The 14,929-nt window shown below is 33.1% G+C and carries 20 protein-coding genes; 19 read left to right on the top strand and 1 reads right to left on the bottom strand.

The window, feature by feature from the left end; all coding sequences use genetic code 11:
* Positions 1-246: 246 nt before the first annotated feature.
* The 8 genes from ZPR_RS15550 (at position 247) to ZPR_RS15575 (ending at position 3,779) form a co-directional block, all read left to right on the top strand.
* Complete coding sequence (locus tag ZPR_RS15550; protein WP_013072696.1) at positions 247-438, top strand: hypothetical protein; 192 nt, start codon at positions 247-249, stop codon at positions 436-438.
* Positions 438-626, top strand: a complete 189-nt coding sequence (locus tag ZPR_RS15555) for a hypothetical protein (RefSeq protein ID WP_013072697.1) — start codon at positions 438-440, stop codon at positions 624-626. Before ZPR_RS15550 ends, ZPR_RS15555 begins: the two co-directional genes overlap by 1 nt.
* A gap of 322 nt (positions 627-948) precedes the next feature.
* The gene (locus tag ZPR_RS15560) at positions 949-1,752 is read left to right on the top strand and encodes a virulence RhuM family protein (protein ID WP_233421310.1); all 804 of its coding nucleotides are present in this window, start codon (positions 949-951) and stop codon (positions 1,750-1,752) included.
* Complete coding sequence (locus ZPR_RS24075) at positions 1,698-1,961, top strand: type II toxin-antitoxin system death-on-curing family toxin (RefSeq protein ID WP_394329733.1); 264 nt, start codon at positions 1,698-1,700, stop codon at positions 1,959-1,961. The genes ZPR_RS15560 and ZPR_RS24075 overlap by 55 nt, the downstream gene beginning before the upstream one ends.
* A 224-nt stretch (positions 1,962-2,185) precedes the next feature.
* A complete protein-coding gene (locus tag ZPR_RS24080) occupies positions 2,186-2,281 on the top strand; it encodes a nuclear transport factor 2 family protein (protein WP_394329748.1) in 96 nt (31 codons plus the stop codon).
* 17 nt (positions 2,282-2,298) lie between these two features.
* Positions 2,299-2,538 (top strand): hypothetical protein, encoded by a 240-nt coding sequence (locus ZPR_RS15565; protein WP_013072700.1) that lies wholly within the window; start codon positions 2,299-2,301, stop codon positions 2,536-2,538.
* A complete protein-coding gene (locus tag ZPR_RS15570) occupies positions 2,535-2,939 on the top strand; it encodes a hypothetical protein (protein WP_041578996.1) in 405 nt (134 codons plus the stop codon). Before ZPR_RS15565 ends, ZPR_RS15570 begins: the two co-directional genes overlap by 4 nt.
* Before the next feature lie 120 nt (positions 2,940-3,059).
* The gene (locus tag ZPR_RS15575) at positions 3,060-3,779 is read left to right on the top strand and encodes a hypothetical protein (protein ID WP_013072701.1); all 720 of its coding nucleotides are present in this window, start codon (positions 3,060-3,062) and stop codon (positions 3,777-3,779) included.
* Between the two features lie 270 nt (positions 3,780-4,049).
* Here ZPR_RS15575 and ZPR_RS23260 read toward each other — a convergent pair whose 3' ends face one another.
* Entirely contained in the window at positions 4,050-4,241 is a 192-nt protein-coding gene (locus tag ZPR_RS23260) for a hypothetical protein (RefSeq protein ID WP_013072702.1), read from the bottom strand.
* Positions 4,242-4,937: 696 nt separating this feature from the next.
* Here ZPR_RS23260 and ZPR_RS15585 point away from each other — a divergent pair.
* The 11 genes from ZPR_RS15585 to ZPR_RS15635 all read left to right on the top strand — a co-directional run bounded on the left by ZPR_RS15585 (position 4,938) and on the right by ZPR_RS15635 (position 14,909).
* Positions 4,938-5,954, top strand: coding sequence for a S41 family peptidase (locus ZPR_RS15585; RefSeq protein WP_013072704.1), 1,017 nt, complete (start codon positions 4,938-4,940; stop codon positions 5,952-5,954).
* A gap of 145 nt (positions 5,955-6,099) precedes the next feature.
* A complete protein-coding gene (locus ZPR_RS15590; RefSeq protein WP_013072705.1) occupies positions 6,100-6,405 on the top strand; it encodes a hypothetical protein in 306 nt (101 codons plus the stop codon).
* A gap of 101 nt (positions 6,406-6,506) precedes the next feature.
* Complete coding sequence (locus tag ZPR_RS15595; RefSeq protein ID WP_083759777.1) at positions 6,507-7,619, top strand: serine hydrolase domain-containing protein; 1,113 nt, start codon at positions 6,507-6,509, stop codon at positions 7,617-7,619.
* 48 nt (positions 7,620-7,667) lie between these two features.
* Entirely contained in the window at positions 7,668-7,994 is a 327-nt protein-coding gene (locus ZPR_RS15600; protein WP_013072707.1) for a DUF6249 domain-containing protein, read from the top strand.
* Positions 7,991-8,566: an RNA polymerase sigma factor gene (locus ZPR_RS15605; protein WP_013072708.1), complete on the top strand. Its 576-nt coding sequence runs from the start codon at positions 7,991-7,993 to the stop codon at positions 8,564-8,566. Before ZPR_RS15600 ends, ZPR_RS15605 begins: the two co-directional genes overlap by 4 nt.
* On the top strand, positions 8,563-8,895 hold the full coding sequence (locus ZPR_RS15610) for a hypothetical protein (protein ID WP_041578997.1): 333 nt from the start codon (positions 8,563-8,565) through the stop codon (positions 8,893-8,895). The genes ZPR_RS15605 and ZPR_RS15610 overlap by 4 nt, the downstream gene beginning before the upstream one ends.
* A gap of 235 nt (positions 8,896-9,130) precedes the next feature.
* Positions 9,131-10,132 (top strand): TlpA disulfide reductase family protein, encoded by a 1,002-nt coding sequence (locus ZPR_RS15615; protein WP_013072709.1) that lies wholly within the window; start codon positions 9,131-9,133, stop codon positions 10,130-10,132.
* 165 nt (positions 10,133-10,297) lie between these two features.
* Positions 10,298-10,795, top strand: a complete 498-nt coding sequence (locus tag ZPR_RS15620) for a hypothetical protein (protein ID WP_013072710.1) — start codon at positions 10,298-10,300, stop codon at positions 10,793-10,795.
* A 1,246-nt stretch (positions 10,796-12,041) separates the two neighbouring features.
* Positions 12,042-13,022 carry an NADP-dependent oxidoreductase gene (locus ZPR_RS15625; RefSeq protein ID WP_013072711.1) on the top strand — a complete coding sequence of 327 codons (981 nt, stop codon included), beginning with the start codon at positions 12,042-12,044 and terminating at the stop codon, positions 13,020-13,022.
* Positions 13,006-13,917: a helix-turn-helix domain-containing protein gene (locus ZPR_RS15630; protein ID WP_013072712.1), complete on the top strand. Its 912-nt coding sequence runs from the start codon at positions 13,006-13,008 to the stop codon at positions 13,915-13,917. The genes ZPR_RS15625 and ZPR_RS15630 overlap by 17 nt, the downstream gene beginning before the upstream one ends.
* Before the next feature lie 533 nt (positions 13,918-14,450).
* Positions 14,451-14,909 carry a hypothetical protein gene (locus tag ZPR_RS15635; RefSeq protein ID WP_013072713.1) on the top strand — a complete coding sequence of 153 codons (459 nt, stop codon included), beginning with the start codon at positions 14,451-14,453 and terminating at the stop codon, positions 14,907-14,909.
* Positions 14,910-14,929: the final 20 nt, after the last annotated feature.

Below are 14,929 nucleotides of genomic sequence, written 5' to 3' on the forward strand. Positions count from 1 at the left end.
GAAAATTATTACTATTCTTATTGCAGGACTGTTATTTTTTATCATTCTCTATAATATTTGGGGTATTTTATAATTTTCTAAGAGAATTTATTAATATAGCTACAGTTTGTAACGGTTCATCGCCAATAAGCGGCACCGTTAGAAAGAAAATATTTAAATTGACTAACGAACCAATACTAAGCCGACAAATCCGCGTCCCTTACTCCGCCAACTAGTTACAAACGAAAACGTTGTAAATAATATAGAATGACTATCGAAGAAATTCACAAAATAGCAGAAAAATGCGATTTAAAAGGTACAACTGTAAATGAACGCCTTTACATTTCTGGTCTTTTAAACGAGTTTGACAAGGCAATGATAATGGACAAACCTAAAGCACGCGAAATATTAAAAGCCCTTAAAGTGGACGAAAACTCAATTGAAAAAATAGTCTCTTAATGAAATATAGCATTCCAGATAAAAGAGAGTTGATAAAATCCGAAATTGAATTTCTGACTTATTTATTTGGGAAAGAAAAATCGGAATGGACAAATTTAATCGGAAATCTGAAAGTTATTGCGAGCTGTGGTTGCGGAAAATGTCCGACTATAATATTTGGAAAAACATTTGAGCATCAAAAGTTTTAAAAACTTACGGGAAACCTTGGCATATGCACATATTGATCCTGAATTATTTTTTTATTGCAAGAACCGGAAACCTGTGGATAACTCGGATCGATTTGTGCCAGTGATTTCGGTTTAAATTATGCCACTTTCCGAAAATCTAAGTTTTCTACATAAAATAAGATGAAGATGAATCTTCAAAAAGTATTTCAAACTAAGGTTGTTGGGGATTTTTGGGTAGATTTTAAAGTCTGTAAAGTTGTCCAAGCCAGATTATATTTTTAATTTTTTAAGTACCTTCGAAAATGAGTGCAAAGCACATTTGATAAAATCTTGTCATTTAGAAATGAACCATCCTAAAATTAAAAATAGTGAAGTTATTATCTTTAGACCTCGAAGTGGGCAAACTGAATTTGAAGTAGTCCTGGATGGGGAGAACGATACTGTCTGGGCTACCGAACAACAAATAATGGAGTTGTTTGGCAAAGCGAGAAGAACAATCGGAGAGCATATTAAAAACATTTATGAAGAAGGCGAACTTGATAGGGAATTAACTTGGCGGGAATTCCGCCAAGTTCAAAGAGAAGAGAAACGGGAGGTTTCAAGAAAAGTTGCTGCTTACAACTTAGATATTATAATTTCAGTTGGGTACCGTGTCAAATCTCAGGTAGGTACCGAGTTCATAAAATGGGCGACCCAACGACTTAAGGAATATCTTCTCAAAGGTTACTCAATCAATAAAAAACTGCTCAAAAAAGAACAAAATAAGGTTGTAGCATTACAAAAAGAGCTAAATAACCTAAACAAAGCCCTCTTTAAAACACAAAAAACACTAACTGACGGCTTTTTGTCAATAATTTCTCATTATTCAAAATCTTTTGAACTACTCGAAAAGTACGATAAAGATGAATTATCCTCTGACAACCTCAATGAAGACGTAATCTATGTAATTAACTATAATGACGTTAATGGTGCAATTGAGAAATTACGATCAGATTTACTGAAAAATGGGAAGCAAGCAAACTTTTTGGCAATGAAAAAGACGATGCTTTTAGAGGGATTTTGGGCAGTATCTCACAAACCGTTTTCGGTAAATTGGCCTATCCAACGATTGAGGAGGAAGCAGTACAACTATTATATTCAGTTATAAAGGGGCATCCATTCAGTGATGGTAACAAACGGATAGGATCTTTTTTATTCGTTTGGTTTCTTGAACAAAACAACCATCATCTTAATGAAAGTGGAGAACGGAAAATTAATGATAATACGCTTGTTACCTTAGCTTTAATTGTTGCTCAAAGCCTTCCTGAACAACGAGAAACAATCCAAAAATTGATAATAAATTTAATAAAAGAATAAATTCCTAAGATTGAACAATCAAGTCTCTCTGTACTGCTGTTTTTTAATTTTTATGCTACCAAAGCAAACTAGCATGAGACTATTGAAGAATCGCAATTAGAATACCAGATCCTAAATTCATCCGGGACAGTGTATCGAGAGCGATTGCTTCATCTAAGAGAAACAATCGATGAGAGTCGGTATCAGGAAGAACTTTTTATCCGTGATGGTTGTTACACGTACCAATGTTAGGTTTTAATTATTACGACTATCTATCACTTTTCAAAATAAATGGCGAATGGAAAATAGTTAACAAACTATTTACTAATGTGGTATTGTAAAATAACGTGTGAAAATTATGGAAATTACAATCAAAAAACTTGAACATAAAGATGCTGAATTGATAGTTGAATATTGGTGCAGTCTTACATATTTTGAACTATTAAAGTTTGGTGCAGATAAAACAAAGTTTTTAAAACCCAAAGATTGGACACAAAGATTAAAGGACGAGATTGATAAAACCGTTGGTTGCGGTATTTTATTTTTCTTATTACTAATTTTTAATAAACAGATTTTTAAAAAGACTGACCAAATATGATTTCAATTCTCTTGTTAATTCCGTGGATAATATTTGGATTTAAAAATCAGCGTAAAAATTTCATTGGACTTAATCAAACAAAAAAGTCGCTGACTTTATTTTTAGGAATCGAAATCGCCTTTTATCTAGTTCTCTACTTGACTTTACCAGAACCAACTTCAAAAATTGCTGGACTTCAAAGTTTTTCGTGGAATTATTGTATGCTTTACTACGCAAAAGGAATCGTCCCTACTTGGTTAATTGGAGAATCTATCAACGGAAATCTCGGAGACAAAATTGACTTAAATTATCAATGGATATATTTAATTGTAAGTTTAATAATGGACTATTTGATTTTATTAATCATAAGTCTGAAAATAAAAATATTGTGGAATAAAAAGCCAGCACACAGCAACGTGTAAGCGCAATAACGGCTGAATTTTCTACCGAAAATTCAACTCGTTTTGTTATATTGGTTACGCCAGCGGAAAGTACTCACGCACTTTCCCTTTACCGACGCTTACAAAACCGTTGCCACACCTATGAAAAAATTGACAACTTTATTATTCGCACTTTTTCTCATCATCTTGTTTTCTTCAAATGGTGTGCATAAAAATAACCTATCGCAAACAAGTTTTGGAGAAGAAGTGTTTTATGAAATATTTCCCTACCTTATAGATTCTATCCATACCGATAGTAGATTAAGTGCACCGCCACCACCAGAATATTTTAAATTTATGGATTCCGTAGGAATTAATCAAGATGGATTTGAAAAATGGAAAAAATCCGCGCAATATAAAAAATGGTATGAGAACTGGCAGAAGAAAAAGGACTCTATAGAACAAGATACAACAAAAGTTTACCTGACAATGCCCGACTCTATTAACAGAACAGAAGAAAATGATATAAAGGAATTAATCCAACATTTTAGCCATCAAAATATTTCGCCCCATTCCTTAATTGAATCAAATCGATTCAGCATTAATTTATCAAAATTGAAAAGTAATCACACGAAAGTAAGATTCATATATAATTCTGAACTTCCTGGTGACGGTAAGTTTTGGCGCAACGATTATGGAATAATGATCGATGCCTCGCTTAGTTTTACTAAAATAGTATTTGATAAAACTAAAAGCTACGGAGTTTTAAACGCTGGTTATGTAAGCGCTCCTTTAAATGGATATGGGGTTCGGATTTTCATAAAGAAGGACGAAAATGGCCAATGGATAATTGATGAAGTAAAAGGAACCTGGATTTCATAAAATACGAAATGCCAATCGAGTGGATGGCTCCGCCATCAAATGACGGAGTGCCCACCTCACACCACCCAGCGCACGGGTCTCGTATACGGCGGTTCATCGTCCATCCTTTCAATCGCTCTTTACACCAATTAAAACTATTCCATACTTTAAGCAATAGGCTACACACTTTCCAGGGAATCGGTCACCCATTAAAGAAAATCTATGCTCCTATTCTAATTTCCGAAACGACGATGTTCAGTCCTTCCCCATTTGTGAGACCTGTGCAATATTTTACACCTCGTTACTTTGGGTACTACGACTTCGGCTGACCTCTCTATTATACCAACCCGTGGCTTCCCCAATGCGGCAGGCTGGCCCGTTCGCTAAAAATGTCTGCAAGACATTTTCCTTACGCTCCGTCCTCCAGGTAAGAACATCTTCTTTCCCTTGATTCCTGCCAGATCCTACTGCTCCGGTATTCACTATAAAAGTGTTTGGGACGTCGCAATGATGTGCTTGCTTATCCTTCCGATAGCCATCGGAACTTTTAGCCTCATATCTGGCTCCTGTTCGTCAGTCCCAAGATTTGTAGTCCTGCTTCCTTCACTTCCCGTCTCACGACAGACAAGCTTGCAGCTTACTAATGGTTCAAAGAGCCTGTCCTGAGCGTAGTCGAAGGGTCATCCCTGCCCATAAGGGACTTGCACCCTTTAGATTAATATCATATCTTAGATATGATAAAGATGCCCATGCTGGGCACACACAATGGCTATAAGCAATTGGTTTATTATGCGATCAATTAAAAATAAAAGCATAAAAGGTTAGTGCTAAACTGAAAAATTAGGGCAGGAAATCCTCAACACTCATAGCCGAGAACCGTTAGTCAGAATCCCTCGTTTAAGACCTGCTGAAAAGGCAAGTTAGATAACGAAAAAGTATAGTCGAATCAAAGCCCTTTTTTAAATTGGCATACAAGTTGAAAAAACAACTCGATCAGAATCCTGGAGCTCGGGACATATTGGAAGACAGAATAGTAGAGCTTAAACTACCCAGAATACAATATTTTCTAAAAGCAATGTAAATGTACCTGATTCGACTTTTTTATTAACTTGCGAAGGAACAACTTCGACGTTATATACAATTTCAGTATAAGACAAAATTTAGAATAGAAATTATTTTATGAAGAAATATTTAGAAATTACGCTTATATTATTCTTTTCTTTAAATATTCAGGCACAAGATTTTAAAACATCGCAAGACAGTATAAGATTCTTCTACGACAACCTTTTTGAGGTAATGAAAAATGGATATTTATTTAGAGAAAAAGTCGACTGGAAAGAAATAGAAACAAAAATTAATAATGAATTAAAACAATATTCTGATTTCAACAAATCACTAAATGAAGTTTCTATTGTTTTTGATTTAACAAAAGCAGATCATTCCAAATTATTTTATAATGGCAAGCAATTTAGTGGAAATTTTCCAGCTCCTACTCAAGACGATTTTACCGAGCAATGGATAAAAAAATATAAAATAAACCCACAATTTGAAGTTAAGATTTTAGATAATCAATATGGTTATATTTTAATGCCAGGCATGCACAGTGAAAAAAATCTTCATAAACAGTCACAAGACTTGTACGATGAAGTTAATAAGATTAAAAAGTCAAATAAGTTGCAAGGTTGGATTATTGATTTGCGTTTTAATACGGGTGGTGACATTTTCCCAATGCTATTGGCCTTGTATGACTTTCTAGGTGATAATGTGGTATGGGGTATACTTGACATTAATAAAAATCAGATCAGTGAAATAAAATTAAAGAATGGAAAATATAAGGATAATTCTAAAACAGTATCTTACATAAAACCTGAAGGAAAGTTACTTGATAAAATAAACATAGCAGTAATTACAAATCTTGCAACTGGTAGTTCTGGAGAAATAACTGCATTAGCCTTCAAAGGAAGAGAAAACACAACTTTTATTGGTAAAAAAACATACGGAAAGACAACCAGTAATATTAAAGCAGATTTACCATTTGGAGCTTTTATGACCCTGACAACTAGCTATGACTGCGATAGAAATGGTAACTACTATGAAAAAATTATTCCTGACGTAACTATTGGGGAGAAAGATAATTTTGATAATCTACTTTTAGATGGAAATATTCAAGAAGCAATAAAATTTATATCAGAATAAGAATAACTCCCACCAACAAAGACGGTTCATCGCCAATAAGCGGATGCGTTAGAAAGAAAATAATTAACTTGATAAAAAAACAATACTAAGCCGACAAAACCACATCCCTCCCCCCACTGGCGATAACCAAGGCCATAGCGTACTTATGAAAAAAACACTCTTGATATTATTTATACTTGTTGCAAAAATTGGTTGCGGACAAGAAATTTCAAAAACTCAATTAAAATCTGATTTTTTAAAATACAGTAATTTAATTTCCAAAAGAGAATATGAAAAAGCAGTTGATTATATGCCGACTGATTTTTGGAGCGTGTACGAAAAAAATCAATTTCTAACTATAATGAAAAGAGTTGGAAAACAAATGGATTCAATCTCGATTAATAGTATAAAGATTGTAGATATCAGCGAAACTATAGCCAAAAACGTTAGCAACAATTATGTCCTGTCCTAAATAAAAGTTGCATAAATTAAAAAATTGTAACCTTTCAAAAAGTCATCTTGTCCAATGGATGTGAATTCACCAAAAAACATTCGTTAATTAAAATAAACAAGATGAAGTATCTAAAATCCATTATAAGAAACATAACTATTGCACTTTTTGCTTCTACAGTCATAACCGCTAGTGCTCAAACCAAAACCATCAAAACAGTAGATGGTAAAACTCTATCAATTGAGACATTGAACACTGCTATTAAAAAAGCAATAAAGCAGCATAATCTTCCTGGGCTTTCCGTTACTATAATCAATAAAAATCAATTGGCTTATCACCAAGTATTTGGAGTAGCTAATGCAGACACAAAAGAGCCACTGAATAAACAAAGTATGTTTGAAGGTGCGTCACTATCAAAACCTATTTTTGCATACTTTGTAATGAAAATGGTCGAAAATGACGTTATTGAATTAGATAAACCCTTGCACGAATATTTACCACATCCAGGAATTTCACCTGAATCACTAGAAGATTATAAATCAATAACTGCGCGAATGGTGTTGGCACACCAAACAGGGTTTCCAAATCACGCTAATAACCAACCTATAAAACTGGCATTTAAACCGGGAACTGACTTTATGTATTCGGGAGAAGCCTATCAATATTTGGCGGCGGTTATCGGTATTAAATTAGGAGTAGGATTTAAAGAAGGGTTAAATCAATTGTTTCAAAAAGAAGTAACACAACCACTAAATATGCCGCATACCACCTTTATATGGGATGATTATTTAGAAAATCATAAAGTATTTGGTCACGATAATCAAGGACATCCCACCCAAAATAAACCAGGAGAAGGACGATGGAGCGGAAAAACCTTCAATGCATTCTCGAGTGTTCACAGCGAAGCTGCTGAATTTTCAAAATTCATTATCGCTATGCTCAAAAAAGAAGGTTTAAGTGAACAGTCATTTACGGAAATGTTAAAACTACAAACGGAATTTAAGGACGATAATCTTATGAAGTTAGAAACTGGACAGGTTGGTTGGGGGTTAGGCTTTGCCCAAAAGCCCACAAAAAATGGTATGATGCATTTGCATACAGGTAACAACCACGATTTCCAGGCTTATGCGATGTTTGTTCCTGAACAAGAGTACGGATTAGTACTATTTACCAATTGCGGAAGTATGTTACCTTTCATAAAAGAAATTTCAAAAACGCTTGGAGAACAATTTTAAACCTAGCGTTTCAAGAGTAAAAAAATCATAATTTAAAAATTAAATACAATGGAACAAATACAAGAAGCCTTGGGAAGTTTATTCTTAATGGCAGGTGTAGTTACAGTAGTGTATATTATTGCACACTATAGCTACCTTATTAAAAAAGCGATGATCGCAAAGGGTTTGACAAATCCAAATACATCAAATAAAATGCAATATCTCGATATTGGCTGTATTTTATTATCGCTTGGTGTAGGACTAATGGTTTCTACCATTTTTACCACGATGGAACTTACTGAAGACACAGCTGATTTATTAATATGGGGAACTATTCTCATATTTGGAGCTATTGGACTTTTAGTTGCTCATTGGTTACGTAAAAAAAACAAGTGAGTCGGAACGAAGCTTTTGATATCGAACTTATAAACAGAATCAAGGCGGGAGACACATTGGCATTTAAGGATTTAGTGAATGCCTATAAAGATGTGTCTCTTACCTTGGCCTGTTCTGTATTAAAAGACAACGACCTTGCTCAAGATGCTGTTCAAACAGCATTTATAAAAGTATATGAAAAGCTGAATGCCTTTAGACAGGATTCAAAATTTTCGACTTGGCTGTATCGAATTGTAATCAATACAGCTTATAATCTTTTGAAAAAGCAGAAAAACCACCAGCAAATAGACGTTCTTTCTAATTTGTCTGTTGAAACAGATGGAAAATCGGAAACAAAAGCGTTAACAGAACAAGAACAAAAAAAATTTATCAATTTAGCGCTAAATAGAATAAAAGCTGATGAAGCGTTGATATTACGCTTGTTCTATTTATACGAACATACAATACTTGAGATTAGAGAAATTACAGGTTTTAGCAAATCAAAAATTAAAGTCGATTTACATCGAGGGCGAAAAAATATGGAGCTAAAACTTCAAAAAATGTTAGGTAACGAAATAAGGCAATTATTATGAACGAAGATCAGGCTAAAGTTATTTTAAAGAAAAGTACTTTAAAAACAACAGACAATTTCACGGATAGTGTAATGGAGCAGATTGAGGCTAATACGAGAGTGCAATTTAAATTTCCGCCGATAAAGAATATTTTTTTCAAAATAGTTGCGGTAGTACTGCCCTTGTTTTTTTTACTCTTTTTCAAAACATTTACATTTCTTCCAAGATTAGAGATTTTTGGTGACGTCCATCGCACAAAGTTATTTGCACTATTATTATTCTCAGTTTTATTAGGAATTAATTATTTATTGAAGTTGCATTATAGCTCAAAACAACTTGTTAAAAATTAAGGATATTGAAGTATAATTTTTGCTCATTATTATTTTACTGAATATAGAATTTATTAAAAATATCTGTGGACGTATAAAATTAATTGCTCGGTTGTTGCCTACTTACGAAAATCCTTGTGGATTTTCTATTCGGTTTGTATTTGTTAAATTACATGCTTAAACCACGCAACTAGTATTATACAAACACCTTTTAAATAAGGCTCGAAAAAAATTCGAACTAAAAACTATAAGTTTTATGCAGAGGTTTCTACTAATAATAATCTGTTTCTATAGTTTAAATTTAAGTGCTCAACAAAATAAATTTTCTCTAACTGGTAAAACTTCAAACATAGAAGACGGAACTTATCTTTTTCTAAGAGATTTAGTAACCGGGAAATTTATAGATTCTACAAAAGTTGAGAATAATAACTTTACGATGAATACAAAACTTGAGGAGTCTATGATGTATTCAATGTTATTTACAAAGGATAAGAAAAACTTTAAAGAACTTTGGATAGAAGGGAGTAAAATGACTTTAGATGCATCAAATACAAATTTTAGTGACGCAGTTGTTGATGGATCAAAAAGTCAAGATTTATCTAAAAAAATACGAAGTGAAGTTCACGCAAATATTGTAGATCTACCTCAGGATACCATAAAGAAAAGAGAAATTAATTTTATAAAGAAATATCCTAATTCATTAGTGAGTGCATATTTTCTACAGGGAAATAGAAGAATGACCCACCAAGAAATAAAAGAACTCTATTTGACTTTATCCACAGACGTTCGTGATTCTGCTTTAGGTCAAAAAATTGCTAATTTCCTGGAAAAAGACATGCCGGGAATAGGTGAAAAATATAAAGATTTTCAAGTTCCAAATAAGAAAGCCGAACTTCAAAAGATTTCTGACCTCACCGGGAAATTAACGCTCATTCAATTTTGGTCATCAACATGTGAAGGGAGTCTAAAAATGAATACAACTCTGAAAAAAGTTTATGATAAATATCATTCACAAGGTTTGAATATCATTAGTATTTCAAAGGATAATTCTAAAACCAATTGGATCAACGAAATAAATGAAGATAATTTATCATGGTCACAGCTAAGTAACTTAGAAGGCTGGGAAGGAGAAGTTTTTAAAGCTTATGGAATTTCTTCGATTCCATCAAATGTACTTATTGATAAAAATGGAATTATAATTAGCAAAAATCTAATGAGTAACGAATTAGAGAATAAAATAAATCAAAATCTAAATTAATCTGGGTCTTTCCGAGTTTACAACAAGTCGATCCACCATAAACTTAAGACGGTTTTACCCAAAAAGTATAATTTTAGAAACCAACAGAGAAAATGGTTAATCCAACAAGTCCGTATCCCTAATACCGTAACTTGGAATAACCTTTCAGGACTAGACATTAAAAAAATGGCAAAGGAATCAATTTTAGTTATCTTATTTCTTATTCCAATATTCACTTTTGGACAGAAATATCGTCTGGAAAATGAGCAAATCTTATTTGAATTTAAAACTCAAAATAATAAGAGACTCACAATTGCAAAGGATAAATCAGATAAGTATCTAGTTTACCGATATGGGACGGAAAACAAAATCGAATTTGAATATCCTAATGAAAAATTGAACTCCTGGAAAAAATTTAAATTTTCTAATTATTTACGTGGTGGTGGAAAAGCAAATGAAGGCATGGATTTGAGTTATTTATATTTTCAAGTTGAGAATAATAAATATGTAGTATATGCAGAATATTTAGCCCAAACTGGAAAAACTAATTACGGAATTAAAGTAATAAATCTAAAAAATGACAAAACCACAACTATTAAGGCTAATCATAATTCAATTATAGGAACATTGAGTGTTTTTAGGGATAACAAGAAAATTGAAAAGGGAGAAGAACTATTTATGTAAATAAAAAAGCTGCACAAAATCGAGTAGATGACTCTGCCATTAAATGACGGACTTTAGGGACTGCACCCATCACACCAACCAGCGTACGGGTCTCGTATAAGGCGCTTCATCTTTTCAATCGCTCTTTAATTATTTCATACTTTAAACAATAGGCTATAGGTTTTTCAGAGAAACCTGGAACCAACTGGTAGCTACCGGACATAAAGAGAATTTTGCTATTACTATTTTCAACTTATGATCGGAATCTTTTTGGCAACTGGTCGTTAAACTGGTGCATCTACATCGAGATTGCTGATTAACCGCTAAAAGTTTTAGTTTCTTTTTAGAGCATTTTAATACTAGCCGTTAAGCTATCGAAGATTTTTAGAGCAATACAGGTGTAAATCAATCCAAAAAACTACATAAACTTATATTTCATGTAGCTACAAGTTCTTTCACATCAATAAAAAATCCGCTAGATTAGTACTTGAAATAATATAGATATAACACAAATTGTTGTTTTATACATACGTTGTACTTTATTAAAAAAAATCCGTTAGAACAAAATTGAGCATATGGAAATATAAGTTTCTATTACTTTGAATCGGATTTATGTTAATTGAATTTTTCTATTATTTTCTAGCTTGATCTTTTTCTCCAGGTAGCTATTCAAGAGCTGAAATTTACGAAGTAAATATTCCTGAAAAATAGCTTATCAAAATAATAAGGATGTAAAATCTGAGAATAAATAATTTGAACTAAAAGGTTATGGTTACAAAGATGGAAAAAACGGACATTGGCATTCTTTCTCTTTTCATTCTCAAGAAAAAAGTCTAATAATACATAGCTTCACAAGGTCTAAAAATAAAACAGAAACGACATTAGCATTTATTAGTTATAAAAGTGGAAAAGGTTTAGGAAACTGGATGCAAATAAATATCTTGGTGGCAGAAAAAAAAATCCCAATACATTATATGACAAATATTTACGTGTTTCCTTAACCCAAATTTTTGCTACATTTGGGAAGTCATCAAATCAAAAGTTTTAGCTTCTGGTGAGATTGAAAATTAACTCAAAATTTCACGCTACTTGTTATTCAAACACGATGGGTGCAAGGTTGACCAAGCAACGTTCATATATCAGCAGAACAAACAAGTCCACCCAACATCCAAAATGATTGAGATTTCATTTTGACTACAACAACAGCTGTTTTGGATACATCCTTTTGGGGAAAGTATTGCAATTTTACACAGACAAAAAAATCAATATGAAAGCAGTAATAATTAGCGAATTTGGAGGAACGGAAGTTCTGAAAATTCAAGAAACGGAACTTCCAATTCCTATGGATGATGAAATTTTAGTAAAAGTATTTGCAAGTGGTGTTAATCCTGTTGATGGTGTAATTCGTAATGGTGGAAATGACCTATTAAGGCCTCTTTTGAAGTTGCCGTTGATATTAGGATGTGATGCAGCAGGCATTGTGGAAGAGGTTGGAACTAATGTAACTAGCTTCAAAAAAGGAGATGAAGTATTTGGTTGCCCAAATTTTCCTGGCAACGGAAGCTATGCAGAATTTGTCGCAGCTAGAGCAACTCAATTTGCATTCAAACCTAAAAATATTTCTTTCAATGAGGCCTCTGCCGTTCCCTTAACTGCACTTGTTGCTTGGATGGGACTCTTTGAACTTGGAAAACTACAAGAAGGGCAACGTGTCCTTATTCTTGGTGCTTCGGGCGGAGTTGGTAACTTTGCAGTACAAGGTGCAAAGGCAAAAGGTGCTTATGTTATTGCAACAGCTTCTTCAGGTAACCTTGAATTTTTGAAACAAATCGGCGCTGATGAAGTGCTTGATTACAAAACACAAAATGTTGAAAAAATACTGCAAAAGATAGACCTTGTGTTTGATGCTTCGCCAGTTCGTGATGACAATGAACGCTTGAAAAGCGTAAGCGTTTTAAAAAACGGTGGCATTTATGTAACTGCCAATGTTGATTTTCCTTTCAATGAGAAAGTAAATAAACTATTTGCCAAAAAGAACATTAAAGGTGAAATGGTTGCGGGGCAAAAACACGAACATTTACAAGAGATAGCAAAGTTGATTGAAGACGGAAAAATTAAAATTTTTTTAAGCAAAGTTTATCCGTTAGAACAGGTCGAAGAAGCGCATAAAGAAAGTGAAACCTGGCATGTTCGTGGTAAACTTGTTTTGGAAGTTCAAAAGAAAAAAGAGAATGACAAAAAGAATTAAAACCATAGATGAATTTCATCGGCTACGAAATTTCCCTAAACCTGAACACCCGCTAATTAGTGTAGTAAATTTTAAAAATGCGAAACATTTACACGCTGATAAAGCTAAAAGTTTAGTATTGGATTTTTATATGATTGCCTTAAAAAGGGTTACGAATGGCAAACTAAAGTATGGGCAACACCAATATGATTTTAATGATGGAATTATGTCTTTTTTGTCGCCCAATCAAGTTTTCAGCATTATACTTGACAACAAAGATGAAGAATTAAAACAATCAGGGTGGGTATTATTCGTTCATCCTGATTTTCTTTGGAACACAACACTTGGAAAAAAAATTAGTCAATATGAATTTTTTGATTATTCGGTAAACGAAGCCTTGTTTCTTTCAAAAAAAGAAGAAGCCACGATCAACGGAATCATAGAGAACATACGGCTCGAATATCATTCGAATATCGACAAGTTCAGTAAGGAAATTATTGTTTCACAAATTGAAACATTACTTAATTATTCCGAAAGGTTTTACAATCGTCAGTTCATTACCAGAGAAAAAGCAAATCATCAAATTTTGGAACGTTTGGAAAAATTGTTGACTGATCATTTTAACAACGAAAATTTAATATCTAAAGGATTACCTACAGTTCAATACGTTGCTGAGAAGTTAAACGTCTCTCCAAATTATTTAAGTAGTTTGCTTAGAACACTGACAGGACAAAACACGCAGCAGCACATTCACGAGAAACTGATAGACAAAGCCAAAGAAAAACTATCTACCTCCGAATTGTCTGTAAGCGAAATTGCCTATGAACTTGGCTTTGAACATTCACAATCATTCAGCAAACTTTTCAGGGCAAAGACGAATTTTTCGCCTTTGGAGTTCAGACGCTCGTTTAACTAAAAATGAACCCTAACCCATGAGCTCCTAACTAAAAACGGATCTCTGTACGTGCTCCCATACGACGCTTCACCATCCAACTTTTCAATCGCTCTTTACAACAGTTGAAACTATTCCATACTTTAAGCAATGTGTTATAGTTTTTTCAGAGAAACCTGGAATCAACTGGTAGCTACCGGATATATAGAGAACTTCATCCATTGCTTTTTCACTTACGATTAAAACCTTTTTGCCATCTTTTGACTAAAACAGTTCGCTATAATTCTCGCGATTGTCGGTTAGTCTCTATGGAGTTTAGTTTCTTTCCTTGAGAGCATTTTAATACTAGCCGTTAGACTATCGGGGATTTTAGAGCAATGCAGGTTGATTTTTTACGGGAAACCAATCCAAAAAACTACATAAATTTGCGCTCATGTAGCTACAAGTTCTTTCACATCAATAAAAAATGCGCTAGATTTAGTACGTTATCTAAAATAGATATAACACAACAAGTTGTGTTATCCGTAAGTTGGGCACAATAATTACAAAAATTCAAAATGAAATATATTTTACTAATAATATCTTTTCTTATTTCTGCTTTGACCTTTGGACAAAAGAAATACGAACCTGCTTGGTATCAAATGGAAAGAGACGGAGAGTATTTAAAAATGGCTAGTCATCTATTATATCAAGTGCAATCAGATTCGACAAGAAATGAGCACGCAGATTATCTACATATTGCTCGGAGTTATGGATATTTAAATGATTATGAAAAAGCAATTTTTTATCTAAATAAATCAATGGATGGTCGCTCAGAAAAAGATGATAAATTATTTTGGTGGTATTATAAAGGAACTTTAGCATTTTTTAAGAGAGATAAAGAAGAACTGGAAGAATATTTAGAAAAACTTGAAGCTAATTACACCCCATATTATGAGAAAAATTTTAGGACTTTAAAATCTTTATATGAGAATTTTGAAAAAGGATATAAAGAGGCTTCTTCATGGAAAAGTTAAACTTAAAAATGAGAATTTTA

The organism is Zunongwangia profunda SM-A87 (genome assembly GCF_000023465.1).
GTDB classification, from domain to species: domain Bacteria; phylum Bacteroidota; class Bacteroidia; order Flavobacteriales; family Flavobacteriaceae; genus Zunongwangia; species Zunongwangia profunda.

Excerpts from the sequence above, each read along its gene's own strand:
- ZPR_RS15625 (WP_013072711.1), top strand. The coding sequence starts at position 12,042 with ATGAAAGCAGTAATAATTAGCGAATTTGGAGGAACGGAAGTTCTGAAA.
- ZPR_RS15620 (WP_013072710.1), top strand. The coding sequence starts at position 10,298 with ATGGCAAAGGAATCAATTTTAGTTATCTTATTTCTTATTCCAATATTC.
- ZPR_RS15560 (WP_233421310.1), top strand. The coding sequence starts at position 949 with ATGAACCATCCTAAAATTAAAAATAGTGAAGTTATTATCTTTAGACCT.
- ZPR_RS24080 (WP_394329748.1), top strand. The coding sequence starts at position 2,186 with ATGTTAGGTTTTAATTATTACGACTATCTATCACTTTTCAAAATAAAT.
- ZPR_RS15600 (WP_013072707.1), top strand. The coding sequence starts at position 7,668 with ATGGAACAAATACAAGAAGCCTTGGGAAGTTTATTCTTAATGGCAGGT.
- ZPR_RS15595 (WP_083759777.1), top strand. The coding sequence starts at position 6,507 with ATGAAGTATCTAAAATCCATTATAAGAAACATAACTATTGCACTTTTT.
- ZPR_RS15585 (WP_013072704.1), top strand. The coding sequence starts at position 4,938 with ATGAAGAAATATTTAGAAATTACGCTTATATTATTCTTTTCTTTAAAT.
- ZPR_RS15615 (WP_013072709.1), top strand. The coding sequence starts at position 9,131 with ATGCAGAGGTTTCTACTAATAATAATCTGTTTCTATAGTTTAAATTTA.
- ZPR_RS15575 (WP_013072701.1), top strand. The coding sequence starts at position 3,060 with ATGAAAAAATTGACAACTTTATTATTCGCACTTTTTCTCATCATCTTG.
- ZPR_RS15635 (WP_013072713.1), top strand. The coding sequence starts at position 14,451 with ATGAAATATATTTTACTAATAATATCTTTTCTTATTTCTGCTTTGACC.
- ZPR_RS15590 (WP_013072705.1), top strand. The coding sequence starts at position 6,100 with ATGAAAAAAACACTCTTGATATTATTTATACTTGTTGCAAAAATTGGT.
- ZPR_RS15610 (WP_041578997.1), top strand. The coding sequence starts at position 8,563 with ATGAACGAAGATCAGGCTAAAGTTATTTTAAAGAAAAGTACTTTAAAA.
- ZPR_RS15570 (WP_041578996.1), top strand. The coding sequence starts at position 2,535 with ATGATTTCAATTCTCTTGTTAATTCCGTGGATAATATTTGGATTTAAA.
- ZPR_RS15555 (WP_013072697.1), top strand. The coding sequence starts at position 438 with ATGAAATATAGCATTCCAGATAAAAGAGAGTTGATAAAATCCGAAATT.
- ZPR_RS15565 (WP_013072700.1), top strand. The coding sequence starts at position 2,299 with ATGGAAATTACAATCAAAAAACTTGAACATAAAGATGCTGAATTGATA.
- ZPR_RS15630 (WP_013072712.1), top strand. The coding sequence starts at position 13,006 with ATGACAAAAAGAATTAAAACCATAGATGAATTTCATCGGCTACGAAAT.
- ZPR_RS15550 (WP_013072696.1), top strand. The coding sequence starts at position 247 with ATGACTATCGAAGAAATTCACAAAATAGCAGAAAAATGCGATTTAAAA.